Source organism: Mesorhizobium sp. AR02 (assembly GCF_024746835.1).
Lineage (GTDB): Bacteria > Pseudomonadota > Alphaproteobacteria > Rhizobiales > Rhizobiaceae > Mesorhizobium.
The window spans coordinates 6,134,784-6,159,872 of the sequence record NZ_CP080531.1 but is presented as its reverse complement, the minus strand read 5'-3'; the positions used below and the strand labels follow the sequence as shown (position 1 = coordinate 6,159,872).

The 25,089-nt window shown below is 62.3% G+C and carries 26 protein-coding genes and 1 pseudogene; 9 read left to right on the top strand and 18 right to left on the bottom strand.

The features are described from left to right. Window positions 1-24 precede the first annotated feature (24 nt). Window positions 25-255, top strand: a complete 231-nt coding sequence (locus DBIPINDM_RS43460) for a helix-turn-helix transcriptional regulator (protein WP_323806057.1) — start codon at window positions 25-27, stop codon at window positions 253-255. 165 nt (window positions 256-420) lie between these two features. Here the strand turns inward: DBIPINDM_RS43460 and DBIPINDM_RS34045 are convergent, their stop codons facing one another. The 4 genes from DBIPINDM_RS34045 to DBIPINDM_RS34030 form a co-directional block, all read right to left on the bottom strand. Then, window positions 421-1,218 carry an alpha/beta hydrolase gene (locus DBIPINDM_RS34045; protein ID WP_258583317.1) on the bottom strand — a complete coding sequence of 266 codons (798 nt, stop codon included), beginning with the start codon at window positions 1,216-1,218 and terminating at the stop codon, window positions 421-423. Window positions 1,219-1,804: 586 nt separating this feature from the next. Beyond that, window positions 1,805-2,998, bottom strand: a complete 1,194-nt coding sequence (locus tag DBIPINDM_RS34040) for an IS91 family transposase (protein ID WP_258582559.1) — start codon at window positions 2,996-2,998, stop codon at window positions 1,805-1,807. Between the two features lie 3 nt (window positions 2,999-3,001). After that, window positions 3,002-3,907 carry a tyrosine-type recombinase/integrase gene (locus DBIPINDM_RS34035; protein ID WP_258582557.1) on the bottom strand — a complete coding sequence of 302 codons (906 nt, stop codon included), beginning with the start codon at window positions 3,905-3,907 and terminating at the stop codon, window positions 3,002-3,004. 176 nt (window positions 3,908-4,083) lie between these two features. Then, a complete protein-coding gene (locus DBIPINDM_RS34030; protein ID WP_258583316.1) occupies window positions 4,084-4,437 on the bottom strand; it encodes a hypothetical protein in 354 nt (117 codons plus the stop codon). 796 nt (window positions 4,438-5,233) lie between these two features. Here DBIPINDM_RS34030 and tnpA point away from each other — a divergent pair. Continuing rightward, the gene (tnpA, locus tag DBIPINDM_RS34025) at window positions 5,234-6,157 is read left to right on the top strand and encodes an IS66 family insertion sequence element accessory protein TnpA (protein WP_258583315.1); all 924 of its coding nucleotides are present in this window, start codon (window positions 5,234-5,236) and stop codon (window positions 6,155-6,157) included. Next, window positions 6,151-6,360 carry an IS66 family insertion sequence element accessory protein TnpB gene (gene tnpB, locus DBIPINDM_RS34020; RefSeq protein WP_416361729.1) on the top strand — a complete coding sequence of 70 codons (210 nt, stop codon included), beginning with the start codon at window positions 6,151-6,153 and terminating at the stop codon, window positions 6,358-6,360. The genes tnpA and tnpB overlap by 7 nt, the downstream gene beginning before the upstream one ends. A 6-nt stretch (window positions 6,361-6,366) precedes the next feature. On the opposite strand, the gene DBIPINDM_RS34015 is transcribed toward tnpB, so the two are convergent. From DBIPINDM_RS34015 to DBIPINDM_RS43730, 3 genes are all read right to left on the bottom strand, one after another. Further along, window positions 6,367-8,484 (bottom strand): recombinase family protein, encoded by a 2,118-nt coding sequence (locus DBIPINDM_RS34015; protein ID WP_258580930.1) that lies wholly within the window; start codon window positions 8,482-8,484, stop codon window positions 6,367-6,369. Window positions 8,485-8,788: 304 nt separating this feature from the next. Further along, entirely contained in the window at window positions 8,789-9,211 is a 423-nt protein-coding gene (locus DBIPINDM_RS34010; RefSeq protein WP_258580931.1) for a helix-turn-helix domain-containing protein, read from the bottom strand. Between the two features lie 160 nt (window positions 9,212-9,371). Further along, entirely contained in the window at window positions 9,372-9,704 is a 333-nt protein-coding gene (locus DBIPINDM_RS43730; RefSeq protein WP_416361686.1) for a DUF5372 family protein, read from the bottom strand. An 86-nt stretch (window positions 9,705-9,790) separates the two neighbouring features. On the opposite strand from DBIPINDM_RS43730, the gene DBIPINDM_RS34005 reads away from it, so the two are divergent. From DBIPINDM_RS34005 to DBIPINDM_RS33995, 3 genes and pseudogenes are all read left to right on the top strand, one after another. After that, the gene (locus DBIPINDM_RS34005) at window positions 9,791-9,904 is read left to right on the top strand and encodes a hypothetical protein (RefSeq protein ID WP_258583314.1); all 114 of its coding nucleotides are present in this window, start codon (window positions 9,791-9,793) and stop codon (window positions 9,902-9,904) included. A gap of 142 nt (window positions 9,905-10,046) precedes the next feature. Then, window positions 10,047-10,373: pseudogene (locus DBIPINDM_RS43725) on the top strand (IS66 family transposase); the annotation flags it as partial. A 148-nt stretch (window positions 10,374-10,521) separates the two neighbouring features. Then, window positions 10,522-11,100: a hypothetical protein gene (locus tag DBIPINDM_RS33995; protein ID WP_323806065.1), complete on the top strand. Its 579-nt coding sequence runs from the start codon at window positions 10,522-10,524 to the stop codon at window positions 11,098-11,100. Here the strand turns inward: DBIPINDM_RS33995 and DBIPINDM_RS33990 are convergent. The 10 genes from DBIPINDM_RS33990 to DBIPINDM_RS33945 all read right to left on the bottom strand — a co-directional run bounded on the left by DBIPINDM_RS33990 (window position 11,062) and on the right by DBIPINDM_RS33945 (window position 21,593). Next, window positions 11,062-11,601, bottom strand: a complete 540-nt coding sequence (locus DBIPINDM_RS33990) for a hypothetical protein (RefSeq protein WP_258583313.1) — start codon at window positions 11,599-11,601, stop codon at window positions 11,062-11,064. The genes DBIPINDM_RS33995 and DBIPINDM_RS33990 overlap by 39 nt on opposite strands. 601 nt (window positions 11,602-12,202) lie before the next feature. Beyond that, the gene (locus DBIPINDM_RS33985; RefSeq protein WP_258583312.1) at window positions 12,203-13,078 is read right to left on the bottom strand and encodes a sugar phosphate isomerase/epimerase family protein; all 876 of its coding nucleotides are present in this window, start codon (window positions 13,076-13,078) and stop codon (window positions 12,203-12,205) included. Further along, window positions 13,075-14,139, bottom strand: a complete 1,065-nt coding sequence (locus tag DBIPINDM_RS33980) for an alcohol dehydrogenase catalytic domain-containing protein (RefSeq protein WP_258583310.1) — start codon at window positions 14,137-14,139, stop codon at window positions 13,075-13,077. Before DBIPINDM_RS33980 ends, DBIPINDM_RS33985 begins: the two co-directional genes overlap by 4 nt. Continuing rightward, on the bottom strand, window positions 14,126-15,202 hold the full coding sequence (locus tag DBIPINDM_RS33975; RefSeq protein WP_258583309.1) for an ROK family protein: 1,077 nt from the start codon (window positions 15,200-15,202) through the stop codon (window positions 14,126-14,128). Before DBIPINDM_RS33975 ends, DBIPINDM_RS33980 begins: the two co-directional genes overlap by 14 nt. Further along, window positions 15,199-16,428, bottom strand: a complete 1,230-nt coding sequence (locus DBIPINDM_RS33970) for a 6-phospho-beta-glucosidase (RefSeq protein WP_258583308.1) — start codon at window positions 16,426-16,428, stop codon at window positions 15,199-15,201. Before DBIPINDM_RS33970 ends, DBIPINDM_RS33975 begins: the two co-directional genes overlap by 4 nt. A gap of 271 nt (window positions 16,429-16,699) precedes the next feature. Next, window positions 16,700-17,920 (bottom strand): sedoheptulose 7-phosphate cyclase, encoded by a 1,221-nt coding sequence (locus DBIPINDM_RS33965; RefSeq protein ID WP_258583307.1) that lies wholly within the window; start codon window positions 17,918-17,920, stop codon window positions 16,700-16,702. Window positions 17,921-18,434: 514 nt separating this feature from the next. Beyond that, window positions 18,435-19,433, bottom strand: a complete 999-nt coding sequence (locus DBIPINDM_RS33960; protein ID WP_258583306.1) for an NAD-dependent epimerase/dehydratase family protein — start codon at window positions 19,431-19,433, stop codon at window positions 18,435-18,437. Then, window positions 19,430-20,308, bottom strand: a complete 879-nt coding sequence (locus DBIPINDM_RS33955) for an NAD-dependent epimerase/dehydratase family protein (RefSeq protein ID WP_258583305.1) — start codon at window positions 20,306-20,308, stop codon at window positions 19,430-19,432. Before DBIPINDM_RS33955 ends, DBIPINDM_RS33960 begins: the two co-directional genes overlap by 4 nt. Beyond that, window positions 20,305-21,168 carry a sugar phosphate nucleotidyltransferase gene (locus DBIPINDM_RS33950; protein WP_258589410.1) on the bottom strand — a complete coding sequence of 288 codons (864 nt, stop codon included), beginning with the start codon at window positions 21,166-21,168 and terminating at the stop codon, window positions 20,305-20,307. The genes DBIPINDM_RS33955 and DBIPINDM_RS33950 overlap by 4 nt, the downstream gene beginning before the upstream one ends. Before the next feature lie 50 nt (window positions 21,169-21,218). Next, window positions 21,219-21,593 carry a glycosyltransferase gene (locus tag DBIPINDM_RS33945; protein ID WP_258583304.1) on the bottom strand — a complete coding sequence of 125 codons (375 nt, stop codon included), beginning with the start codon at window positions 21,591-21,593 and terminating at the stop codon, window positions 21,219-21,221. 362 nt (window positions 21,594-21,955) lie between these two features. Between DBIPINDM_RS33945 and DBIPINDM_RS33940 the strand changes: the two genes are divergently transcribed. Continuing rightward, on the top strand, window positions 21,956-22,318 hold the full coding sequence (locus DBIPINDM_RS33940; protein ID WP_258583303.1) for a hypothetical protein: 363 nt from the start codon (window positions 21,956-21,958) through the stop codon (window positions 22,316-22,318). Between the two features lie 94 nt (window positions 22,319-22,412). Here DBIPINDM_RS33940 and DBIPINDM_RS33935 read toward each other — a convergent pair whose 3' ends face one another. After that, window positions 22,413-23,276 (bottom strand): class I SAM-dependent methyltransferase, encoded by an 864-nt coding sequence (locus DBIPINDM_RS33935; RefSeq protein WP_258583302.1) that lies wholly within the window; start codon window positions 23,274-23,276, stop codon window positions 22,413-22,415. A gap of 61 nt (window positions 23,277-23,337) precedes the next feature. On the opposite strand from DBIPINDM_RS33935, the gene DBIPINDM_RS33930 reads away from it, so the two are divergent. Continuing rightward, entirely contained in the window at window positions 23,338-23,550 is a 213-nt protein-coding gene (locus DBIPINDM_RS33930; RefSeq protein WP_258583301.1) for a hypothetical protein, read from the top strand. Between the two features lie 200 nt (window positions 23,551-23,750). Then, window positions 23,751-24,530: a CDP-diacylglycerol diphosphatase gene (locus DBIPINDM_RS33925; RefSeq protein WP_318036917.1), complete on the top strand. Its 780-nt coding sequence runs from the start codon at window positions 23,751-23,753 to the stop codon at window positions 24,528-24,530. Window positions 24,531-25,089 lie beyond the last annotated feature (559 nt).

The window sequence follows — 25,089 nt, the reverse complement described above, 5'->3', positions numbered from 1 at the left end:
TTGACGTCAATCGGATTGATAGAAATGCAACGTGCGCTAACGGTGGAGCAGTGTCGTGGCGCTCGCGCGATGCTTGGATGGAGCCAAGAACAGTTAGCTGAAGCAGCAACCGTTGCTCGACAAACGATTGCAGATTTTGAACGCGGGGCACGTATGCCTATCGCCAACAACCTGACGAGTATAAGGCATGCCCTGGAAGGTGCCGGAATCGAGTTCTTATCCGAGAACGGGATCCGATACAGAGCGCACAGGTGACAACGTTATTGAACCGATTTCTCGGTTCGACAGCTGATCCTGGGTGGCGCGATCCAAGACCGTTTTGGGCCGGCAACAGTCTGACCGCTTTAAGCAGCCAATTTGCAAAAGCGGTCCTTGGCCTGGCTTCGGTAGGCGTCGCAGTTTGACCAATGTCGCCGTTGGCTAGGTGGCGTCTTTCGCAATTGTGCCGAGCGGCCGGTCAGGTTCGAGCAGATTGCTGCGCGTCCGCCGATGCCCGGGCTGGGCGGTGATGTCCTCCGCGATCCGGCTCAGCAACTCGGCGACATCGTCTGGCGCGGTCACCATGGCGTCGTGTCCCGTCCGCAACTCGTGGTAGTCCTCGATATCAGCGGCTTGCGCGCTCTTTGGCTGGCCAAGTGGTTTATCGCCGATGCAATTGACGTAGGTCCGCGGCACCCGTGGGAAACCCGCACTCAGTTTGACCGGCTCCCTGAAGGTGCGGATCGGGTGCGCGGTAAGCCTTGGCATTACCCAACTCACGTCCCTCTCCTCCTTCAACCCGAGGAATTGCACGGTCGCCGCGCTGGCAGGGATGCGCCAGCCCTCACCCCCGACCCGCGCCTGCTCCTCGAAATAGTCCCTGGCCTGCGCCGATGCACAGTCGTACAGGCACTGGCCGTCGCGGGGAACGATGGCGTCGAGATAGACAACTCGCGCTATCCGGCTGGCCGCCCTGTCCGCGGCTGCCGAGACCACGATTCCCGCGTAACTGTGTCCAACCAAGACAACATCTTTCAAGTCCTCGGTCTCCAGCACACCGAGCACATCGCAAATGTGCGTTTCCAGGTCGATGTCAGGAGAGGCGAGATGTGCTCGCTCACCGAGGCCGGTAAGCGTGGGGGTATACAGATCACTGCCCGGCACCTTCAGTGACTGAGCGACCTTGCGCCAACACCACCCACCATGCCACGCGCCGTGCACCATAACAAAGGTTGTCATCGGTCGCCCCGCTTCCCTCGATACACGGAACGCACCGAATTTCGCGCAAGTGCAGAGTTTCCGGCGCGCGCGATAGCCGCGGAGATATTCCGCACACACACTCTACCCCCAAAGCTCGGGACTAGAAAGCTCCGCACTTTCGGCGCGCGTCCGTGCGTTAACGGCTTTCGGGGCCATGGGCGGTACGCCTGACCACGTCTCGTTCCGTGGCGCGCTGCAGACCAACAAGTGCGGTTTTCGAATGTCTGCTATTGGGCGAAACAATTCTGGATCAAGGCGGCCGACATGCTGAAGGGTTTCGGGTGCCGAGAGGCGTACGAAAGCCTCTCATGCAGGAACCCGCGGGCCACAGTTGATGGCTATGGGGATTTTAGTTTGCGGCTGATGTCGGCGACGGCGTGACCGCCCCCGTTAGGCGACGCGGTGGACACGGACGGACCGCTCAGTGAAGCCTCCGCACAGCCTTGTAGCCTCTGCGCGCAGGCGGACGGGGCCCTGCGGGCCTCGCTGAGCACCATGGGCGCGCGTGGGTCCGTCGCCGCAGGTTGAGCGCCTGTGGCTGGAGGCTGAATCAGACCATGCCGGGTCATGGAGCGGTCTCCCGGATCGGTGCCGATGCGTTCGGAGGTCCGCGCGGCTGCCTCCTCCACCGTTCGAACACCTCGATGACGATCATGCGTCCGCCACAGCAGGAGCATGGCGGCCGGAAGTCCTCTGGTTCGGGTGTGTGGTCATCGGACGGGGCAGCGACGCCCAGCAGTTCGCGGGCGCGTGCGAGGCTGGCCTTGTGGGCGGAGCCGGCGAGCAGGCCATAATGTCGGATGCGATGGAAGCCGCGCGGCAGGACGTGGAGCAGGAAGCGGCGGATGAACTCATCTGTGGCGAGCGTCATGACCTGCTGCCGGTCGGTGCCGTCGCGGCGATAATCCTTGTAGCGGAAGGTGACCCCAGCCTCTTCGAAGGCGATCAGGCGGCGGTTCGAGATCGCAACCCGGTGGGTATAGCGCGACAGATAGGCGAGCACCGCCCCGGGACCGGCGAAGGGCGGCTTGGCGTAGACCACCCAGCGCTTCTTCTTGACGGGAGCCAGGTGGCGTAGGAAGGCCCGACGATCGGCGAGGTGCGCCGCCGATCCGAAGAAGGCGAGCCGACCGGCGTCGTGCAGCGCGACCAGTCGGGTCAGGAACAGACGGCGGAACAGCTTGCCCAGCACTCTGACTGGGAGAAGGAAGGCCGGCCGCGACGATATCCAGCGTGACGCGTCCGGCGTGATGCCGCCGCCCGGCACGATCATGTGGACATGAGGATGGTGCGTCATTGCCGAGCCCCATGTGTGGAGCACGGCGGTGATGCCGATGCGCGCGCCGAGGTGCTTGGGATCCGCCGCGATCGCCAGCATCGTCTCCGATGCCGCCTTGAACAGCAGGTCATAGACCAGCGCCTTGTTGTGGAACGCGATGACGGCGACCTCGGCGGGCAGCGTGAACACGACGTGGAAGTAGCCGACTGGCAGCAGGTCGGCTTCACGCTCGGCGAGCCATGTCCGCGCGGCCGCGCCCTGGCACTTCGGGCAGTGCCGGTTGCGGCAGGAGTTATAGGCGATCCGCCATTGGCCGCAGTCCTCGCAGGCCTCGACGTGACCGCCGAGCGCCGCGGTTCGGCAATGCTCGATCGCCGACATCACCTTGAGCTGGATGAGGCTCAGGTGACCTGCATGGGCGGCCCGATAGGCGGGGCCGGCAGCACGGAAGATGTCGGCGACCTCGACAGAGGTGCGCACGGCTCAGCCGGGCGGCGTCTTGTGTTCCATCAGCGCCATCAGCCGGTCGAGCGGCCCTGCGACCGCATGGATCGTCCGCGTCGAGACCTTGGTGTAGAGCGCGGTGGTATCGAGCTTGCTGTGGCCAAGCAGCACCTGGATGACGCGGATGTCGACATCCTGTTCGAGCAGATGAGTGGCGAAGCTGTGGCGCAGCGTGTGCGGGCTGACGCGCTTGCGGATGCCGGCGACTTCGGCTGCTTCCTGGACCGCGCGATGCAGTTGCCGCGACGAGATCGGCGCCGTGCAGCTGCGCCCTGGGAACAGCCAGCCATGCGGGAGCATCACCCCGCGCCGCCTGCCTTCGCGCCACCACAGCCGCAGCAGTTCCAGAAGTTGCGGCGAGAGCATGGCGTTGCGGTCCCTGCGTCCCTTGCCCTGTTCAACGCGGATCAGCATGCGTGTGCTATCGATGTCGTCGACCTTGAGGTGCGCGACCTCGGACACGCGCAGACCAGCGCCATAGGCGACACCGAGCGCGGCCTTGTACTTGATGCCTGGCGCCGCTTCGAGCAGCCGCGCCGCTTCCTCCACGCTCAGCACGTCGGGCAGCTTGCGCTGATACCTCATAATCACCAGCGCGCGCGCCAGATCCCGCCGCTTCAGCGTCACGAGGAACAGGAACCGCAATGCCGAGACCGCGCCATTGATCGTCGCAGGGCCGACGCCGCTCTCATGCTGATGCAGCTGGAATCGGCGGATGTCCTCAGCCGTCGCAGTGTCCGGCGAGCGGCCAAGGAACACAGCGAAGCGCCGGACGTGACGAACGTAGTCCTGCTGGGTATGGGAGCCCAGGCCACGCATGAGCATGTCGTGCTGCATGCGCTGGCGAAGCGGAGAGATTGGTGCATCGGTCGACAGGGTAGCCATGGCGAGTTCCTCGTTGAAGGGAACTCCATGGTCAGATCGACGCCTCTACCCGCTCAAGTCAAATGCCTGTCGCGCCATCTCAGGTCGAGGCGACCCTCCCGCGAAGCGGGTTCGTGCATGAGGCGCATACCAGACATTCAGTAGCTGACCGACCGTGCTCCGGTCGCCTCATCCCTTCACATCGTCGATCGGAGAACCGCCTGCGTATGCTCTGCGAGGTCGAGCTCACCGCGCGCCTCGATCTCTAATAGATATCGGGCCTTGGCCAGCCGATCCCCTTCCTCAACCGCAACATAGCCGCAGATGGCGAGCAGTGCCCTCTCCTCTTCCCGGCTGGCTCTGGCGGAGTCGCCGCGGCCACCGCCTATCTCGTGCAGGGCTTTGCAGAACTCAGCATAGGCTATCTTGTGCGCCTCAATCAGCGCTCGCAGATTACTGGGCGGTCCTTGGTCTTGACCCGGCGGCTCTGTGCCGAGCGCCGCCGCCGTAACCGATGAGGCGACGACTGCGCTGCCAGAGTGGAGAAGCAAGGCGCGGCGGTTGATCCTAGACGTGGCAACCTCTCCAATTTGCTTTGATGGCTATCAGGCCAGTGACGTAAAACGGCCAAACCGTAACACGATGGTTTGCGCATTCCTGTCAGGATGGAGAGACCCCTGGCAGACGACAGCCAGTACGGCTGGGCGATGCGCAGCGCCGGCGGATGCCGGGCCCGAGGAACCCTCCGGTGGACGCTTGGATTTGGTGGCGGACGTGTCGCTACCGGCGCGCTTTCCATCGGGACCGTGAAGCCCATGCATCCGCAGTGCGGAGGATGGCGCCAGCCGACAAGCCAGCGCTCGGCCGCCATCCTACGGCCGATGCTGGCGACGTCGACTATCGGGGCCGTAGTAAGCCTCTCTCCCGGCAGCCGAACCGGCCGCCCATCGCGAGCCACCGCAGGCCAGGTCGACGTGGTTCCGACGTTGACTATCCACCACCTCGTTGTGTGCCGGCGAGAGGCTGTCTCAGCGCCGTCTCTGACCACGCCCCCTTCCCGGCCTCATCCTCATCAAAGTGCGGGAACGGCTCCCGCACATTGCACTAAGTCACGGGAATAGCTGGGAAATCGCGATTCTCGCAATGTGCAGGAAACACTCGCACATTGCGAAATCACGTCTTAACCAATTGAAGAACAACAACCCAACCGCAGCGCAATGTGCTCGCTTTTATCCTGCCATCTTAATCGGTTGGTTGTAAGCGTCGTAAGCGTCCGGTCTGTGCACCCAGATCGAGTAGTGCAAAATCGCAGCATGTGGGGTTCCTTCGTTGCATGGAGGATCTCCGGTGAATTTGAGACATTTCGAGAACAAGGCGCGCCAGTCCTGGTGGCTGATTCACATTGAGGCGTGGCAACGCAGCGGCCTTGATCGGACGAACTATTGTCGTCAGCACGGGCTCTGGAAGTGCACGTTCGATCGCTGGCTGGAGTACCTGGCCGGCAAGGAGGTGGGGCGTAAGCATGCGGAATATCTGCAGGAATTGCGCCGTCAAAAGCGCCGGGAGGAGCGGGAAAAGCGGCTCAGGAAACGCCAACGGCTTCGCCATGCGGTGAGCACGGACGTGCGCAACCGCGCCGTCCAGGCGTTCTGGGCGATACATGTTGAAGCGATGAGCTGGAGCGGAATGGGCGTGCGCGAATACGCAGCCGCGCTGCATCTGTCGCCCTATTCGCTGCGCAAATGGTGTGACCGTTTCGACGACGGCGAGGTGGAAATCGACTGGCGCGCGCATCTTCACCCCTCCGCCCGTCCGGTCGTTAGCACTAGTGCTAGCAGCGCTGCTAAGGAAATGTCGGTGAAAAGCGGCTTGACAGACGCGCCGGATGCAGATCCGCCGCGCGAGGAACGCACCAACCGACGCAGCTTCGCGGACGAGGAAAAGCTCGCCATCGTCCTGGAAACGGAGGAGCCCGGCATCAGTGTGGCGGAGGTTTGCCGCCGCCATGGCATCGTGACCAGCATGCTATTCCGCTGGCGCGTCCAGCTTGGCTTTGCGCAGAAAAAGCGCACCAAGCTGGCGCTGGTTGCGGTGATTGAAGAAGGCACTTCGGCCTCATCGATGCCCGCTGTTCTGCACGATTTGCTGCAGCCGCTCGACGGCATGACGGCGGTGGAATTGGCGGACGGACGGCGGGTGTTCGCGCCGATCGGCAGCGATCCGGAAGCCGTGCGCCGTGAGGTTGCCGAACGGGAGGCCGCATTGTGTTGATCGCTCCGGCTGGCGTGAGGGTGCATCTGGCGCTGGGCTATACCGACATGAGGAAGGGCCTGGACGGGCTCGCCATGCTGGTTCAGGCGACACTGAAGAAGGATCCGTTCTCGGGCCATCTGTTCGCCTTCCGAGGGAAGAGAGCGCAGCTGATCAAGATCCTGTGGTGGGACGGGAACGGGCTGTGCCTGTTCACAAACTAACTGGCTTCATACTACAGCCCTTTCCTTGAGATCGGAGCATTTTGAGGAGTTGAGTTGGCGGATGGCCTCTGCCCGATGGGCAAGCTGGTTCCATCGGCTGCACTGTTTGGCTGGGACGTGCGGTCCGGGCAGTTCATAGAGGCCGATATAGCCGTTGTAGGCATGTCTTTTCACGATGCCGTATTTCGCCCATCTGACCAGGGTGCATTCGGTGATTCCAAGTTTTGCGCAGGCTTCTGCTTTTGTCAGCATTCCCCGCTCGCGCAGCCGGTCGTAGCGCGAGCGCAGACCATATTGCTTGACGAGATAGATGACGCGCAAGTCGCTGAACTGGGTGTCAGCCTTACCGCGCCGCGCTGAGCCGCCGGGACGGATTCCCCTTGCATTCAGGATGTCAGCGATTTCAGCGCAGATATGCTCGTCGAGAAGCTTGTCGACCAATTCGACCACCTCGGGCCGGGTCTTTACCTGCTGTGCGGAGGTTTTCGGGTTCTGAGTGATCAATGTTTCGGTCTTTCCGCCTCTGAAGCGGATGTGTATCCGTGTCTCTCCCTCGGCCTGGAACTTGAGCAATGTGATGTCTTCGACGAGATAGGCAAGGAGCCGCTTGCGTTCTCGGTTCGGCAAGGCGGGGTCGCGCCAGACCGTTTTGAAGTCGGCCGTCATGGCGATCAATCGATCGCGGATTGCATCGTCGAGTGTCGCTCGGTCTGCGCGCAGAGCACTCTCTCTTTCTTCTCGTAGATCAGACAGCATGCGCAGTTTGTCGTTCCATTCGCGTTCAAGGGTGTCGGCGACCAGGCGGTTGTTCGGATCGACCAGCATAAACCGCCGCTGTGCAAGATCGGCATCGATTTGGGCGCGTTCGACGGCACGGAGCCGGAGTTTGTCCGCTTCGTCATAGCGCGCTTCGATCTCTTTTCGGATCTCCAGAGCTAACTCCACGGCGGCGGGCGTCATTTCCGCAGCGATCAGTTCACCGATCGCCGCGTCGACGGGCCAGCCTGCGATCGACTGGCAGTGAGGCTCACCCCGAGAGACGTAGGCGCGGCTGCAGACGTACCAAGTGTCCACCTGACCGCGCCGGGTGACGTAACGGGCCCTCATGTGACAGCCACACCGCCCGCATATGACGCGCCCCTGCAACAAAGCCGCGCCTTCGCGCGGTGGCGAGATGCGCGCGGTCTGGTAGCCTTGGCCATTGGCCTCGAGCGCCTTGAGGTTGTGCTGGAACTGCTCCCAGCTGATATAGCCGGGATGTGCGTCCGGGATGCATGCGAGCCATTCATTGGGCTCACGTTTGCGGAACTGTTTCTTTCCGTCGACGGTTCTGCGGTAAAGACGCTGACCATAGGCATAGACGCCCGCGTAGCGAGGATTGTGCAGCGTGCGTAAGGCCGCCGATGTGGTCAGCGGTTGGAAGACCACCCGCTTGCTGTTGCGGAACCGGGATGGGAAGAGCAGACCTTCCCTGGCAAACGCCTTGACGGTCTGCGTGGCCGACCCGACCCGCGAGAACGTCTCGAAGAAGTGGGTGATCATCTCCCGGATCTGAGCGTCTGGATCAAGGACCACATCGCCAACCTCGTTGTAGATGAAGCCGGTCGGAAGGGGACAGCGATATTCGCCGCGGCGTGCTTTGTTGAGAATGCCACCGCGCAACCGGGCTTTGATAACGTGCAACTCGGCCTCGCTCATCGTGCCCTTGAGGCCCAGCAGAAGCCGGTCATTGAAGTTAGCCGGATCGTAGACGCCATCTTCGTCGAGAATGAGCGTGTCGGCCAAAGCGCAGATCTCCAGCAGCCGATGCCAGTCCGCGTTGTTTCTGGCGAGGCGAGAGACTTCCAGGCCCATGACGATCCCCGCGCGCCCCATGCCGACATCGGACACCAAGCGCTGGAAGCCTTCGCGCCACGACGCTGAAGCGCCGGATTCGCCCTGGTCGCTGTCGATGACGGTGATCTGGTCGTCGTGCCATCCAAGCCCGATCGCGCGACCACGAAGATCGTATTGACGCTTGGTGCTTTCGACATTCTCCATGACCTGGCGCATCGATGACTGTCGGATGTAGAGGTAAGCGCTCCGCTCGAGATGATGCGATTGGACCTTGAGCTTTTCGTTCATGCTGTTCTCCGTTCAGGGGCCGCCATCACGATGGCGGCGAGCAAGTGGATGATTGTGCGTCGCTCGGACGTTTCGTCCGCGATCGGCAGCCTGGCTACAGGCGGCGAAGCCGCGGGTGGGGACCAGCCCGGCGCACGCAAGATCGCGCTAACCCAGGCCCACATGCCGCGATGCAGAAGGATGCTAAGACCACTGCGTGCCTCCACAGGGAGCGCGGCACCAAGCGCGGCGGCGCGCAGTATTTCGTATCGCTCCGTGGCGCGGGACTGCATCGCGCAATGCAATTGCGCACCACCACTGATGGTTACGCCGTTTTTTTTACGCCGAGCGCACGCTCGATTGTTCTGGGGTGGACATCGAGGCCGAACTCTGTCCAGAGCCGGTTCGTCAGTTCGCGTGCCCGAATGGGCTCGCCTGGAACCACTTGGGCCCTGAGAAAGGCCAGCACTTCGCTCTGGATCTTGTGCGGGCCGTGCGGGCCGCGCTTCCTCGGTACTAGGCCGGCCAGACCCGCGTCCTCGAAGTCCGCTTTGGCCTGGTAGAAGGTCGGGCGGGAGACGCCATATTCGTCGGACACCTCCGTTACCGACATTTTGTCGACGGATACGCGCCGCAGCATCTCGTACTTCACCTGCACGATGTCGCGCGGATCGAAGAAGCCGTCCTCCCGGAACTTCTGATCGCCGATTTTTTCCGGGGCTGGATTGAGCGTGCCATCCTCGGCCAAAGCGCTGGCTTTCGATTGCCTGTGTTTGACGCTGTCCGACACCTGCGCTGCCCCCCGATGTCGACTCAATTATCGTAATTATAAATATGCCGCGTATGATTAAACTGTCAAGCGTGTATCTGCCAACCAATCGCATATAATCTCTACTAATACAGCACATTCAGCGAAGCCCCCATGGATTTTGCGGCGTTATTTTCCTTACAACATCGGCGAAATTTCCTTTACAATCTTGCGGCGTTGCGCATCTCCCTTGCGATATGAGGCGCTCTACGAGACTGCTGAGTTCCAGTAGGTCGGTGAGGCTGCACAGTGCGCGCCCGTTTCCCGCGACAACCTCAAGGCTGGGCACGGCTGCATCGGTCCATTGCGGCGGAACAGAGCAAATCCGGCCATCGTCAAAGCGCAGCAGCAACAGCTTGCCCGCTCGGTTACCGCGCTTCCCAACGCAGGCACCGTGCTGCCCGGAATACGGATGAAAGGGGTGAGTCACCATCACAAACTGCAACGGGGACGATGAACCGCCTGCATTTCCAAGTGAGTTACAAGCGGCTTGATCAAGGTGGGTTTACGTGGCCCCGAATGACAGGGGTCGAAGGCTCCGTCACACTCAGTCCGGCGCAACTCGCCATGCTGATCGAAGGTATCGACTGGCACGTACCCGAGCGCGTTTGGAAGCCTGCCCTGGCGGGCTGAAAACACTCCGCCGATCGTTGCGGAAATGGCCAGAATCCTTGGGGTTGTGGGCCTCTTGTGATAGAATCGAGCATGCGGCTCGACCTTGCTGATTTGCCTTCCGACGTCGATCTCCTGCAGCGTCTCGTGCGCGAGATGGCTGATGTCGTCGAGAGCCGCGACGGGGAGATCGAGCGCCTTCAGTCGATCATCAAAAAAGCTCCAGCGGGCGCAGTTCGGCCGGCGCTCCGAACGCCTCGATCCCGATCAACTGCCGCTCGCCCTGGAAGACCTCGATGGCGATATCGCCCGCATCCGGGAGAGCCGTCCCAGTATCGAAAAACAGCCGACCGAGCGGCCATCCCATCGTAAGCCGCTGCCCGATCATCTGCCGCGAGAGGACGTCCTGCTCGACATCGGCGGCACCGTCTGCACGTGCTGCGGCGGCGCTCTGCATGCAATCGGCGACAGCGTCAGCGAGATGCTCGACTGGGTTCCGGCGCAGCTTCGCGTGATCCGCATCACCCGCCCCAAATACGCTTGCCGTCTGCTTCCACTACCTGTTTCGGGCGTCGATTGCGCCGCCGGTTCTGGCACACGGCAATCCCGAAGCCAGCCCCTTCGCGATGTATGGCTATATGGGCGTCAATCTGTTTTTTCTGATCAGCGGTTTCGTCATCGCATGGGCGGCCGAAGGCAGGAGCTGGACGGAGTTCGCCGTAGCAAGGTTAGCGCACCTTTATCCTGGCTTCCTTGTTTGCATGACCGCCAGCTTCATCGTGCAGTCGGTGGCTGCCGATCCCAAGCTTCCGTATGAACCAAGCAGGTGGGTCGCCAATCTGTTCATCGTCGCCGCGGCGTTCAAGAGACCCTTCATGGACGGCGTCTACTGGTCGATCGTCTTCGAGATCGTTTTCTATAGCTGGATCGCGGTCGGTCTGTTCTTTGGCGTTTTTTGCGCCGGAAGTTGCAGCTGGTGGCGACATGGCTGCCATACTCGATCCGACCGCGAATATCCCGGCATCTTCAATGACTCCTCTCCAGCCGAGCAACATCACTCCTGTGCGGCTCATGAAGATGTCGAGGAACGTCATAATCGTGATCGGCAGAAGCGAAGGCCACCAATCCTGGAGAGCATAGGCCGGCTGCGCGGAACTCAGCTCAGCGGGCCAAAGGCGTCAGACGCTCACACCCGTTATGCAGACTGCAACGGCTGAACTCATCAGCAGCGTCCACATCACAATCGTTGCGTCCAGGCGCCACGACGTCAAGAGAGCTGCCAAGCCGAGGAGCGCGAGCACAAGTCCGTCCCGCACAATACGCTCAGGAAGGCGTGCCGAAACAACTCCTCCAAAGGCGCGGGCAACACCTGCGCCAGCCAGGTAAATTGTGATTAGGGGAAGCGTCGCCATGCCTATCAGCATGCTGGTGACCAGTTCCAGATCCAAATTTCGCGGCGCCGCAACGATCAGCGCGGCGACAATTGCGATTAGAATTGCCGCAGCGGTACAGGCCTTGAAACCAAAATGGATGAATCCGAGCACCAACGGAAATTGGTTCGTCGCCTCATAAGCTGGCACAAATCGCAAGACCGCCACGTGATAACCGAGAGTCGAACCGTAGGAAAGGAGCGTGACCCAGGCGAACACGTAGTTGTAGATGCCATAGCTCGTGACGCCCACCAGCCGGGCAATGACGAGCTGGGTCGCGAAGGTCAACGCGGCACCTCCCGCGTAGATGGATAAGGCCCAAACACTCGCATGGGAGAGATGCCGGGCCAACGCTTGGCCATCGGGCCTTCTTCGAACGTATGCGCGTCACCGGGCGGTCGTGGACTCGGTTGGATCTTGACGACTTCTGGATCGCTTGCGTCTGTTCCGGCTTCCCCAATAAAGGAACCGGGCGCTCGCGGGCCGGCGTGCCAACGGCACCATCTCCCTCGCGAATTTTCATGGCGGTGCTTGGCGCATCCAACTTCACCTATGCGGAGGCTACTTGGACGCAAACGCTCCCCGGTAACTGTCTCATGGTCAGCCTTCTCTTTGCCGGCATCAAAATCTCCCCGTTCATCGCGGGGCATTTGGGTAATGTCGGATCGAGCCGGTCTCTGCCGGATGCAAAGTCCTGTCGACCTAGCCGAGAGCAGCGGAGGCGAGAGCCTTGACGCTCTGATAGAACGCGCCGACGGCGCACTCTACCGGGCAAAGCCAGGGGCCGGAACGTGTCGAGGTAAGAACTACCTTGTGCCTTGCCGCCAGCGCGGCAGCCTAGTAGCCGCCGCTGTGCGTTTGGACCGGCCACGCAGACTCGCCCCCGGACCTAGTACGGGCCGCCCGACAACATCGTCCTCCTGATGAGTATCTTCAGTCGGGCGAGGTCGCGACGGATGCGAGGTCCTGAATCAACACTATAATCGCCCTCGAGTGTGAAGGATGTAGGCCTCGGCTGGCGCGCGAAGGCAACAAACGTAAGCTCTAGCTCGGCTACACCGCCGCCCAGCGGCACATTCCCCTCTACCGACGCCCCCAAAGCATCCTTAAGGTGGACGTCCAGCGAGGCGACGTCAGCAAGTCGCGCCCAAATGGAGGCTGCAGCATGCCCATAGATAGCGGGATTTCCCGTGTCAAACTGTACGCAGATGCCCGGCTGGCCAACTGCTTGAAGAATCTGGAGTGTTCTTTCGGAGTCAAGCCCGCTTTCGTATGCCAAAGTAATCCCTACGGCTTGGGCGGGACCAAGTGCAAAACGCAGCACTTCAGCTGTTTTAGCCACGTCCTCGGGCGTCCGAACGACGCTCTGGCGAAAGCCCGGAATGATGATCCTAGGCACCCGCAAACAGTCTGCCACTCTAATCGCGTGCAAAATACTTCGCCGGACTTCCAGCGCTTCCTCGCTACCCTTTGGCGCAATCAGGCCAAGATCGTTAAGCCGATTTACTGCAAGGGCGGTGATCGGAAGCGCGAAACGGCGCGACGTTGTGTCGAAGGCCGCCATTACTCCGGCATCTGTGAGATCGGGACCGCGGGTCGGGCCACCCAAGTCGACGTGAACGTGATCGAGACCCGCCGCGGCGACGGTTTCAAAGCCGGTCAGACCCCGGTCCCCCACCTTCCACAGCGCGACCCCGATTTGTGGTCGATAGATGCTCTGCGCGACAGTCAAATGCGCGCTGCTCGTCAACGGACGGTCCTTCAAGTTCGCCACCTCCGTAAATCGATCCCAAGCTTGGTCCAAGATCTAACCGGCGGATAGCCGACAGCGTCGCATAATGTGCGGACAGCTTCCTCCGGGTCTGTCACGATCGTAAGAAGTGGCCGATAGGTATCGGGGCGAGCGCTGAGGTCGAGCATTGCCCGCGTCAGCATCGCGTTGGAAGAACCGCGGTGCCCCGTGATCGAGACCCACTTGTGGCCGATAGTTGTTTGGCACTGCTCGGTAAGCGGCCAACCGACACGTCCGCCGGTATTTCGCGCGCGGACTTCGCTGAGATTGACCCCGGGCAGACGCGGATCTCGACACTCGGACGGGAGACCTCCGAAGAGATGAAGGATGCCACCGTCGCACAAGGCGTCGATCCCGATACTGAGGGCGGCTGCTACATCCTGCCGCGAGGAACATAGGATCACAGTGTCGAACGCTCCGAACTCAATACCGGCCGTCTCTTTCGTCCCTATGACTACTACGTCCCGAACCGAGGCGCAGACAGTTCTGAGCGCAAGACGAAGCAGTTGGCCGATCGTACCTCGTCCCACCACCAATACACGGATCGATTCCGCGACCCGCTTGAGAATGCCCCCGCAAGTTAGGACGGATGCGAGCGGCTCAGCGAGAATAGCGAGATCGGCTGCCAGTTCTGCGGGCGACGAAACGACCAAGGGCCGCAACCGAGCAGGCACGAGGAAGCGCTGCTGCATCATCCCATCGAGAGTATGGCCGAGTTCAGCGGTGCCCCAGTCTGGCGTTGGATTCACAGCAATCGTCGCACCTAGCCAGCGCTGGTCCGCTTTCGCAGCCACTTCGTCGACAACCGCGACGCCCTCATGGCCAAGGATCCGGGCTGGATCGTCACGCACGCCGCGCAGAATCTGAAGGTCGGTCCCGCAGACGCCGGCAACGAGGGTCCGGCACACAAGATCGCCCGGTAGCGCCACGGGTGCCCGGACCTGCTCCAGTCTTGGGGCACCCGCACCCGGCGGCCGCACCAGCGCGAGGTGCGACTTCGGTCCGGTCAAGCTGATCCGATCACCGGAAAACATAGATGCTTCGCCCCTCATCCGCCATTTCGGCGAGATGGCCAGCACCGATGAGTCCAGACAGGTCCCCCGGCGCGACGATATGGAGCCGGCGGGCGAGATAGGACGGATCGCATTCAATGATCTGGAATAATCCGTGGTCGCGGAATTGCCGATCAAGGCTAACCGAATAGGCCGGTTCGAGTGCATCCACGACACCCCCGGTGAGAACAATTGAATCAAGTAGCGGATCGTGCGTTAGGAGCGCCGAGAAAATAAGTGCTAGCGGTTGCGTGATCGTAGCGAGGACGTCTAAGGCGAGGGCATCAGCGGCCGCTACCCCACGCGAGAACTCCGCGAGTATGGCATCATCGTCCTGGTCGCGTGCTGCGGCCATGGTCGAGACTGCTAGCATGTCCGGGGAACGAGCTGACAACTCGCGCAGTAGTTTCAACACGCCTCGTCCGGACGAATAGGCGTTCAGATGGTCAGATCCACCGCAATCGCAGGTAAATTTAAGACGCGTGCCTCGGAAGAAAGCTTCTACTTTGGTATGGCCTATTTCGCCCTGTATCCCGTGTACGGGATCGACCGGCACGCCGCCTCGCGCGAAATCGTAGAGCCTCGACCCGATTCCAGTGCTCACCGTGACGTACAGGATACGCGAATGCCTCCCCGGATCGCAGGTCTGTATGTAACATGCCAGTCCAGCAGTCACGTCATTCGCGATCGTCCAGCGGATGTCCAATCGACGACGTATCAACGCGGCCTGGAGTTCGAACGGGCCCGACCTCGGGCCCCAGAGTGGGCCAGATTGCAGCACACTACCGCTACGAGCGTTCACAGGTGCTCCGAGTGAGATGCCGGCATGATTTATCGCGGTTCCGCTCTCCAACTGCAAACGCTTAGTCTCGGCCACCAGATAGTCGGCCAACGCTTCCTGAAGTTCGACGGGACTGTGGTGAGCCGTGTTAAGGTAGTTGATCGCACGTCGTCGCGTCACTGGACCCAGCCTTCCATTTGTCCACAGGGCCGAACGAAAATGCGTGCCGCCGATATCAAAGACAGCAATTTCCTTATTGGTCATTGCTGGCCTCGCACGGTCGGCGGATTGCTGGCGGCATCGCGCCAAATCTGGAAAATTCGCGTAGCTGCAGCCCGAACTTTGTCGGAAGGCGTGATTCGATCGGCTTCGAGCGCTGCACCTATCGTGTATGGTGTAGGATCGGAAAGCGCTGCGAGGCACAATCGTTCGTGATGCTCGAACGCCGCGAGCCAGTCGCGGAATGAACCGTTCGCTGGTGCCGTTTCAAGAATATCGATGCGATCACCGAGGACGCGGGCTCGCCGCTCGTGAACGAGAAGTCCATCCACAGCGACGTTTATGGTGGCATCGTAGCCCTGCGCTCCGACGCGAGCGGCGACGAGCGGTACGACAGCTTGCGCATACCAAGGCATATCACGCTCTGCTATTCGCGCAGGCCTTCGCGTAGGATCCGCGATAAGATCCTTAGCAATCGCATCTCGCAGAGATATTAGCGCGACCGCCCGACCCTTGTCGTGCGAAGACCGGCCATCGAAAAGAGCGAAGTATTTTGTGGATATTGCGCCAAGGCGAAGAATATCGTCTCGGTACTTCTGCGTTGCGGTATCTGGGGCCAACCGGAGGACATGCTGCAGGAGATCCTCCCCGTCACGGGTCCTGACGATGGGAATAAAGCCTCTGTGATTGAGGCCCTCGTAACTCCAGTAAAGGTCGTGCGGATCAATGCGCAGCGCCCTTGCGAAAGCCTGGAGTGTGGCGAGGGGAAGCTCGCAGATGCCGACCGTAGCCAAGCCGCGGCGGAGCATCATGGCCGTCGTTAGGCTCAGCGGGTTAATCATGTTCACGACGAAGGCACCGGGACAGATTGCCTTCATGCGGATCGCGAGATGGTCTACCGGCCGTATTTGACGGAAGGCAGATAGGAGGCCGCAGGGTCCCAAAGTTTCGTCGGCGATGCATCCCAGTTCGCTTGCGAAGAGTTCGTCATTGGCCCTCGCCTCAAGCCCGCCGAAGCGTGTCTGGACAATCACGACCTCGGCATCGGTCAGGGCCGCGTCGAGGTCGGTGGTAGATATGACCGAGGTTCCAAATCCTCCGAGCCGGTGCCGGGCATAATGTGCAACCGCATCGAGGTTTTGCACGTTGCGCCCTTGGAGGATTAACACCCACTCGTGCAAGTGGTGGCTTAACGCCTTGCTTTCCTCAATTGCGTTGATAAGCGCCACCGTGAAGGGCGAACTACCGCCGAGAACGCTGACCCGCGTCATCAGGACTGCCGGGACGAGCCGACGGCCGCAGTGACGTGGGCGGTCTCCTCCTGGGGTATGCACACCAGGGCTGGCAGCGCCTGTAGTTCGCCGGCAAGAGGCTCCATAATGGGGAACCGCCCCGCGCTGGATCCGCGACCGGCTAAGACACTCTGGAGATGGATCAAAGTCGGCCGGCGCGAAGTTATTGGTCTGTCTACCGACACTCGACCGCCGTCGCCATAGACAGAAACTCGCTCCGAACCTGGCCTTGACAGGAAGGACCCTACGCTCATTGCACGCCAATCCTGGCCAGATTTCCCTCGGCAGGAAGTGCCGCCCCATATCGGGCCGAACCGCTATTAGAATCACCTTCCTGCCAGCTCCGTGCGCGCAAATATGTGAGAACCTCGGGTATCAGCCCGGGCGGACACTGATCGTCCCGCTTGAGGAAGCGATAGCGGCCAATGTCGGTCGGCACCACCATATTAATATTGCCGCCTCGATGCTTGGCGGCGGCTCGGAACGATTTCAAGACCAAATCTTCGTTCAGATGCTCGTGCCAGACCGGCAAACCAACGGCCACCAGCATGTCCATTATGCGCAGGGCCGTTTCCTCCCTGAGCCAACCGAGGTGCCAGCCGAGGACGCTGGAAAAAGCGAGGTCGATCGCGACGGCAAAGCCGTGGTGGAGCTCGTAGTGGGTCGAAGCTTCAAGCGGGTGAGCGATCGTGTGACCCAAATCTACCGCCCTTTCGTAGGACGTAACCTCGAAGGGGTTCTTCGAAAGCTCTCCCAGCATAGCGGCGATGGCCCGCTGGATTGGCTCGTGAGCCAAAAAGTCGCCGTTGAGGAACCAGGACTGCAGCACGCCTCCGCGAGCCTCTTCAATCATACGAAAGAGATCTATGTCGGAGGTACAGGCAACCTTGATCATCTCGGCAACCCCCTGTCTGACCGTGTCAACGCCCAGGGTCTTGAGCAATGACGGGATCACCGCGACAGCTTCTGGTGGGTGGAAACAACCAAGGTAGTTCTTGCATTCTCCGAAATTGACGCCACCTTTCAATCCGATCCCGGCATCGACCTGCCCAATCAAGGTGGTAGGGATGCGAAGGTGAGATAAACTCCGGCGAAGCATTGAGGCCGCCATCGTAACGATGTCTGAGCAGACGCCGCCCCCGATCGCTACCAACGCACCCCGGCGATCAATCTCGGCGTCAGAGGCTGCGCGACAAACGGTCAACACGGATTTCATGGTCTTTGTCCGCTCAGTGCAGTTCAACACGAGCCACGACGGCTTCAGACCCACGCTTGCGAAGGCTGCACGAATCGCGTTGCCATAGAGCCTGTCGACAGTAGGGGTGGTGACCGCCAGCATAGTCCGATTGCGAGCACGGGCGTTAATCCACTCGCAGAAATCCGACGAGTTGAGACTTTCGAAAAGAGTGACATCGAAGGTGTGGTCACGGGAAGACCGAAGGGAAAGCTGCTCTCGGGTGGGTATCCACATGGTTGAGTCCGATGTTCGGGCAGAACTACTCACCGGCAAATTTTAGTGCATCCCAGCAAAAGTCGTTCCGTATTCCATACCGCCATCATCATACACGCAGCAGGACGCTTCCCTGACATCTATCTGGATGATGCCGGCGCCTATAAAGCCGTCTTTCAAGGACGCCGGCGGTACGACCATCCTGACGTTTGACCCCGTGAACCCGGAGCGTTGTCGGACGTCGTCTCGCTATCGGGTAAGGCGCGGCCATATCACGCTCTCCGTCAGCAGGCCGCTTCGGCGAACAGCATCGCCGCTCACGCCCCACCATCGGCCCCGGCTCGGGCCACCTCAATCTGGGTATCGGCGGCGATCTCGGCGAACGCGGCCTGCTTCGTGCGCGCCGAACGTCGGTAGGAAATGCTGGGCGAGCGCACCGCCGATCACGACCAGGCCAATGTCGAGCAAGTTAAGTGAATCGGCCACTGCCTCACCGATCGCCCCAGCGCGCCATGCGATCGCTGCGTGTCCTCCGTCACGCTTTGGTCTCCAGTTCGAGATAATAATGTATCACGTCGCCCAGGCTCTTCGGAAGATCGACACGGGGCTGCCAGCCTAGCGCGCGCAACCGGCTGACATCGACCACCTGCCGCGCGATATCTACTGCCCGCCCCGGCAATGGCGTCCGCGTGGGATCGGGAATCCCAGCCGCGGCGACGAGCAGATAGTAGACGGTGGCGATCTGCGTCTCGCACCCTGAGGCGACGTTATAGAAGATATCGCCGGCCCCGGCGAAGCCGATCGCGACCAGCGCATTGGCCACGTCGCGCACGTCGATGAAGTCGCGCCACGCGGTCAGCGGACCGAGGGCGATGCCATTACGGCGCCCCTCCCTCAGCTCGGCGATCTGGCTGGCGATGCGGCCGGCGACATGGCGCTCCTCCTGGCCCGGACCAACGACGTTGAAGATGCGCGCCACGCGGCCATCGATCCTCCCCGCGCGCGTTTCGATCCGCACGATGTCCTCGCTGGTGCGCTTGGTCGCGGCGTACAGGTCGATTGGCTCGGTCGCGCCAGTCTCGACCAGCGGCAGGCCCCCACTGCCCAGTTCGCCATAGATCGAGCCCGAGGATCCCAGCACCAGCACCGCACCATGCGCCGCCAGCGCATCGCAGAGATGGCGCGTGACAACAATGTTGTTGGTCACCAGCCGATCGAACGGTTCGTCGCGAAGCGATCCCGCAAGATGGAAAACGATGTCAGGCGCCGTTTCCGCGATCAGCCGCGCCGCTGCCGCCGCATCCGACAGGTCGGTGGCGACATAGGCATAATTCGGCGCGTCGGGCACCAGAGCATTTGGCAGCGGCGCGGCGCGCTCGGGACCGCCGGGATGGATGTGGTGCGTGAAGTGTGTCGCATTGCCCGGCGAACGCCCGACGCCTACCACCCGGCAATCGCCGCGATCGCACAAAGCGCGCACCAGATAGCGGCCGATGAACCCTTGCGCGCCGGTGACCAGGATCGTCCGCGTCACGCCATCTCACCCAGGCAATCGCGCACGCCATCGGCCAGCGCGACCTCCGCCCGCCAGCCAAGCGTCTCGCGCGCTAGCGACACGTCGGCGACGAGATGCGCGATGTCGAACGCGCACGATCGGTCGCCCTGCCCCTCGACGATCAGCTCATCAGGCCCGCCGCCGATCCTCGCGAAGGCGGTGGCGAGCGCGGCGACGTCGGTCCCGGTGCCGGAGGCCATGTTGAGCGTCAGGAGGCCCGGTTCGTCGCGCGCGGCGGCCATCAGCAATCCCCGCGCCAGATCGTCGACATACAGGTAATCGCGCGTCGTATCGGCCGAGAAGACGCGCATCGGCTGTCGCAGGCGCGCCTGTGCCGCCAGCCGGCCGACCAGCCCGTTCGCGCGCATACCCGGGCCGTAGACCGAGAAGGGCCGAACAATGATTGCCGACTCGAGCGCCCCTCGCCGCACCGCACCCGAGACGAGTTGCTCTGCCGCCGCCTTTGCCGCGCCATAAGGCGAGACTGGCAGGAGCGGCGCGCTCTCCGATACGCACGCGGTGTCCGGGCGACCATAGACCTCGGCCGACGACACATGGACGAAGCGCCGCACGCCGATCCGCTCGGCGGCGGCGAGCAACGTCGCCGTGCCCAGCACATGCGCGCGGGCGAATGCCGCCGGCGCGTCGAACGAGGCCGCGACGGCACTGGGCCCGGCAAGATGGACGACCGTGTCGATCCCGGCGAACAACGCCTCCAGCGCCGGCTGGTCGCAAATGTCGATCGCCCCCGCTTCCCCATCGACCGGGCCGGCATGCGCCACGCACGCATCCGTGCCGATCCGGCGCAGCACCGCCCGGCCGATAAAGCCGTTCGCGCCGCTGATGCCGATCACGCCTCCTGCCCCCGTGCGGCGAGGCGCCGGCGCACCAGCTCTGGCAGCTCGTCGCCGCTGAGCGTACCCGCCGCGCCGACATGGACCCGCAGCACGCCGGCTTCCGTCATCACGTCGCAGACATAGCGTACTTTGCCGCCCGCGACCCGGATCTCGCGCGCGACTTCCCTCGGCCACCATGCGTCGAACGCGGCATCGCCCAAGAGCAAGGCTTCAGCGGCGGCTAGCTTGGCGGCGTCATTGACGTCGATCCATGAAGCCTGGTGGCGATAAAGCCGCACCGCCGCGCCACCAGCCGTCAACCGGTTGGCGGCATCGACCAGGCCGAGCGGCGTGCCCTGCGGCAAGCTGCTCAACGCGGCAGCGGTCACCACCGCCAGCCCGCTGCCGACCAGGATCGGATAGACCGGCTTCTCGCGATAGGCGGTGAGCAGATCAGGATCGTCCGCGTCCACCTCGAGCGCGCCATAGGGCAGGCGGAACGGCTCGTCATGCGCCGCCAGCGTCATCGCCGCGCCGGACGCACGGTGCGCGGCAGCCAGCGCCGCCAGATCGAGCGTTGTGAGATTGTCGGCATACACCACCAGCACGTCGCAGGCGTGGCCCGACAGCATCGTCGCTGCGCCGAAATTGCCCTGCGGCACCTCCTCGATCAAGGGCGCGACTGCCACGCCGATGCCGGCGGCGCGCGCGGCGAAATCGGCGATCCTGTCCGCTTCACGCGTTGCATCAGCACGGGTCAGCGCGACGAAGATGCGCCGGCATCCGCCACGCGCCATCATCCAGATGTTGCGCTCGAGCAGGCTGACCCCGCCGACCTCGACCAGCGGCTTGCGCCCGACTACGCCGGAGCGCGCCATGCGCTCGCCCTGTCCGCCCGCCATGATCAGACCGGTCCATGCGTCACGGCTCATAGCGGCGTCTCGATGCCGGTGCCGCGCATCGCTGCCAGTGTCGTCTCCACCATGTGCTGCCGAGTGAAGCCGGACAGGAAGCGGGCATAAGCGGCGGTCCGCAGCCGCTCGGCGAGGCCGGGTTCGCGGATCATCCGCTCCAGCGCGTCGGCCAGCCGCGCCGGCGCGTGCGGCGGCACGACCAATCCGTCGATTTCGGGCCGAAGGAAATCGCGCACCCCGACATTGTCGCACGCGACGATAGGGCACCCCGAGGATGCGGATTCGAGCAAGGCGGTCTGCAATCCCTCGCGATACCAAGATGGGATGCAGGCGATGTCCGCCCTGGCATACAGCGCGGTGATGCTCGGCTGGAACCCGATGAACGACACATCGGGATAAGGAGCGCGCCCGCGCCAGTTCCGCTTCCGTCAGCGCGTCGGCGCGGCCGCTCATCGGGTTCGAGGTGAACAACATGCGATGCGCCACGGCCCGTTCGGACAGGATGCCCGACGCGGCGGCCGCGTCCAGCACGCCCTTGTCGCGCAGCAATCGCCCGGGAACGAGTATCGTCGGCGGCGCGCCGACCGCGTGCGCTTCCTTGTAGGGGAAGTCCTCCGGCATGACGCCGCAGCCGCCGGTGACGATCACGCGATCCGCCGCGACGCCGGTGCGCGTGATCAGTTCGGCCTTGTCCTCGTGATTGTGGACGATGACGATCGCGCGCCTGCTAGCGAAGACGAAGCGATAGCCAATGCAGATCAGCCGCGTCGTCAGGCTGCTGCGCTGCGACACCGAGAAGGACGAGCCGAGTCCCGTGACCAGGCAGACCGCATGCCGGTTGCTGAGCCTGACCCACGGCCCGGCCAGCATGATCGACAGCGCCGACCACAGGATGAACACACTGCCCGGACTAAAAAGCGCCGCGCGCGCCGCCATCAAACTGGCGCGTGCCAGCCGGAATAGGCTCGGCCGCCCGCGATTGCGCGAGAACGGCATGGTCCGCGTCGCGATGCCTGGCGCCAGTGCATCGCGTGCGGCATCGATCGCCGGCTTGGAATCCCAGCCGGCGATGGCGAGCCCGTTGTCGGCCGGCGACCACACTTCCACGGCGTGACCCGCCTCGGCCAGCGCGGTGCTGACCTGGTTGAAATCGGAAATCCAGCGCGGCAGCGCGGTGACGACGACGACGATGCGGCGTGCTTTGCGCGTCATGCGCTGTCGGTCTTGTGCCGTGCGGCGACGAACGCGGTCTGCGGGCCGCCCATCGAGAGCCACCTGCCAATCCTGTAGCGCAGGAACATGTGCAGCCGGTAATAAGGCGCGCTCGCCCAGCCCTTCGCTAGAGGGGCGTGGCTCCCCGGTGCCGCTGCTACGCGCCGGCTGCCCAGCACCGTACTGAGCGCGGTCGACAGCCCTACCGGATAGCGCCGCATCGCGATCAGCTTCAGCCCGGCTGCGTCCAGCAACCGCTCGATCGCCGGCGCATCGAAGAACCACAGATGCGTCGGCATGTTCGGCCGCCCGGCAAGCCGTTGCCAGAAGGGCGACAGGTTGGAAAACAGCCCGACCTCGAAGCAGATCGTGCCGCCCGGCGCCACCTTGGCCGCGATCGCCCTCAGCGCCGCCACCGGATCGGGGAAGTGGCTCAGCAGATCGACATGGAAGCTGGTGTCATAGCGCCCCTCGGGCAGACGGCTGTCCTCAATCAGCGCGCGCTCGACCATGATACCCAGCGCGCGTTCGACGCGTGCGGCGCGTTCGTCTGACGGCTCGACCGCCTCGACCGTGAAACCGGCCCGGATCGCAGCCGCGGTGAACTCGCCGTCACCGCAGCCAATCTCAAGCAGTCGTCCACGCTGGGTGAATGCCTTCACCCAGCCGACCCGCGCACGCGCTGGCGCGGAATAGTAGACGCGGTGGTGATGATCGATCGCCGGGTCCGCCGGATGGGCCGGAAACGGATCGATATAGATGACACCGCACGAGCACTGCCGGCCGCTATACTCCCCTTCGCGCATCGCCACCGGACCGGCATTGGTCCGGCAGATTGGACAGGCCGCCGATCGTTGCAAGTTTACTTCCCTCCATACCGCCACCATCATACACGCAGCAGGACGCTTCCCTGACATCTATTTGGATGATGCCGTCGTCTATAAAGCCGTCTTCAAGGACGCCGGCAGTACGATCATCCGGACGTTTGACCCCGCGAACCCGGAGGCGTTGTCGGACGTCGTCTCTCTATCGGCGGGCGCCGATGTGGTGGCTTGCGTAAAGGCACTTAGCAAGATCAGCGCAATGGGCGGCGGCACCGCTCGGGTTGGTCGCCAAATGGGGGCAGGTCGATGATCTCGACCGTGTCTCGAACGACTCGCAACCGCAAGCGCAAGCCTAGGCGCGCACTGGCTTTCGGAACGGACGAATTCTCCGGAAATGCGTGTCTCATACCCGCGCGCAGATCAACTTGCTCTGTCGAGAACGCGTCCTGCGTTTGTATGATGACCTGAACCAGACCCTTCGAAATTCTCACGCCACCCTGGGTAAACTGTGTGGAGGGGGAACGCCGTTTGCGGGGCTTTTTCGCCAAGTATAGGGTTCTTCGGGCGCTAGTGACATTGTTGGTGACTGTGTCCGCCACTACCGTCGGCTATGCTTACGTGCACCGCAAAGCGTTATGGCAGGTTGTGCAGATTTGTGTCCTTGCAAGTGTGCGTTTTGGCGTCGCCTTCCCCTGTGAGGACGTGATCCTGCCCAGACGAGGGGTATCTGGGTCGGCGCTTATCAAATCGCCCCTATACCGGACTGAGTTTCTGCTGACCCCGCTTACGCCTATTGCGGGCGTAGAGAGCCCCTCCGTCCGTTCCTTGGACAGTTCCCAACTTTGGAATCGAGCATGGGAAGCGCGAAGCAAAGTCTCAGCGACACTCGGACGTCATCTGCCACGATCGGCCATTGCCCTGGCAGTGAATTCTAGAACTGAGCGGTCCCAGGATCAGTTCCACATCCATATCGATTGCCTCGCGGCGCCGGTTGAAAAGAAACTTGCCTTGGATGGACCGAAGAAAGAGGGACCCTGGCACCTGTTTCCTCTGGCGTTGATGGGCCAGCGCTACTGGATCAAGGCAGTGGAAAAGCCGGATTTGGAAACCACTAATGTGATCGGCATCATTGCTGCCGGGTTACCGCAAGCGCGACGCGCTATGTATCGGTTAAATGTGGTCGTCGTGGGCGCTGAACTAGCCGATGCGAGGCCGGGCTTTTACATCCTGGCTGATTGGGGCAGGTCGGCAGCTGAGCACCTCATAGATCACGAATGTACCTTGCGTTAAATGCGCGAGGCACTCGTCGAGAGAGTTGACGCAGTGTTGCCCGCAAGTCAGCCCGCCGACGCATATGCATTCGTGTCGATGCAGGTGCGGGCCTGCCGGGGGACCATGGAATGCAAAATTATGCGTGAATTCCAGGAGGTTGGCACGCACATAAGTAGGTGGATATAGCTCAACCTGTCCAGTCCAGCCTCTGCCCATGGGCGAGCTGGCGCAGCAGCATATCAATCGAGCGAGCTAAAAAACTGCAACGAGCACCTTTAGACTCGTCCCGTTCAATCGCGGCAGGCTAACACTGTGCACAAGACTTTCAACCTACTCATTCCCGATGGCGAAACGACTCGATCAATATCCCTGCTCAGCGATTTCGATGATTGCGGGAAGGGGGATCGCACTGCCGAAGCGTTATCGTTTCATGTCGCGCCTGCTATTGTCCGCCAATGTCGATCTATCAGGGCCACGATGAACCCGAGATCCGCCGGCAGTTCGGCAGCGACAGCGCGCGCCTTGTCTACGGCCGGGATCCCGAAACTGGCAAGCTAATCCACATCTCGAAGACAAG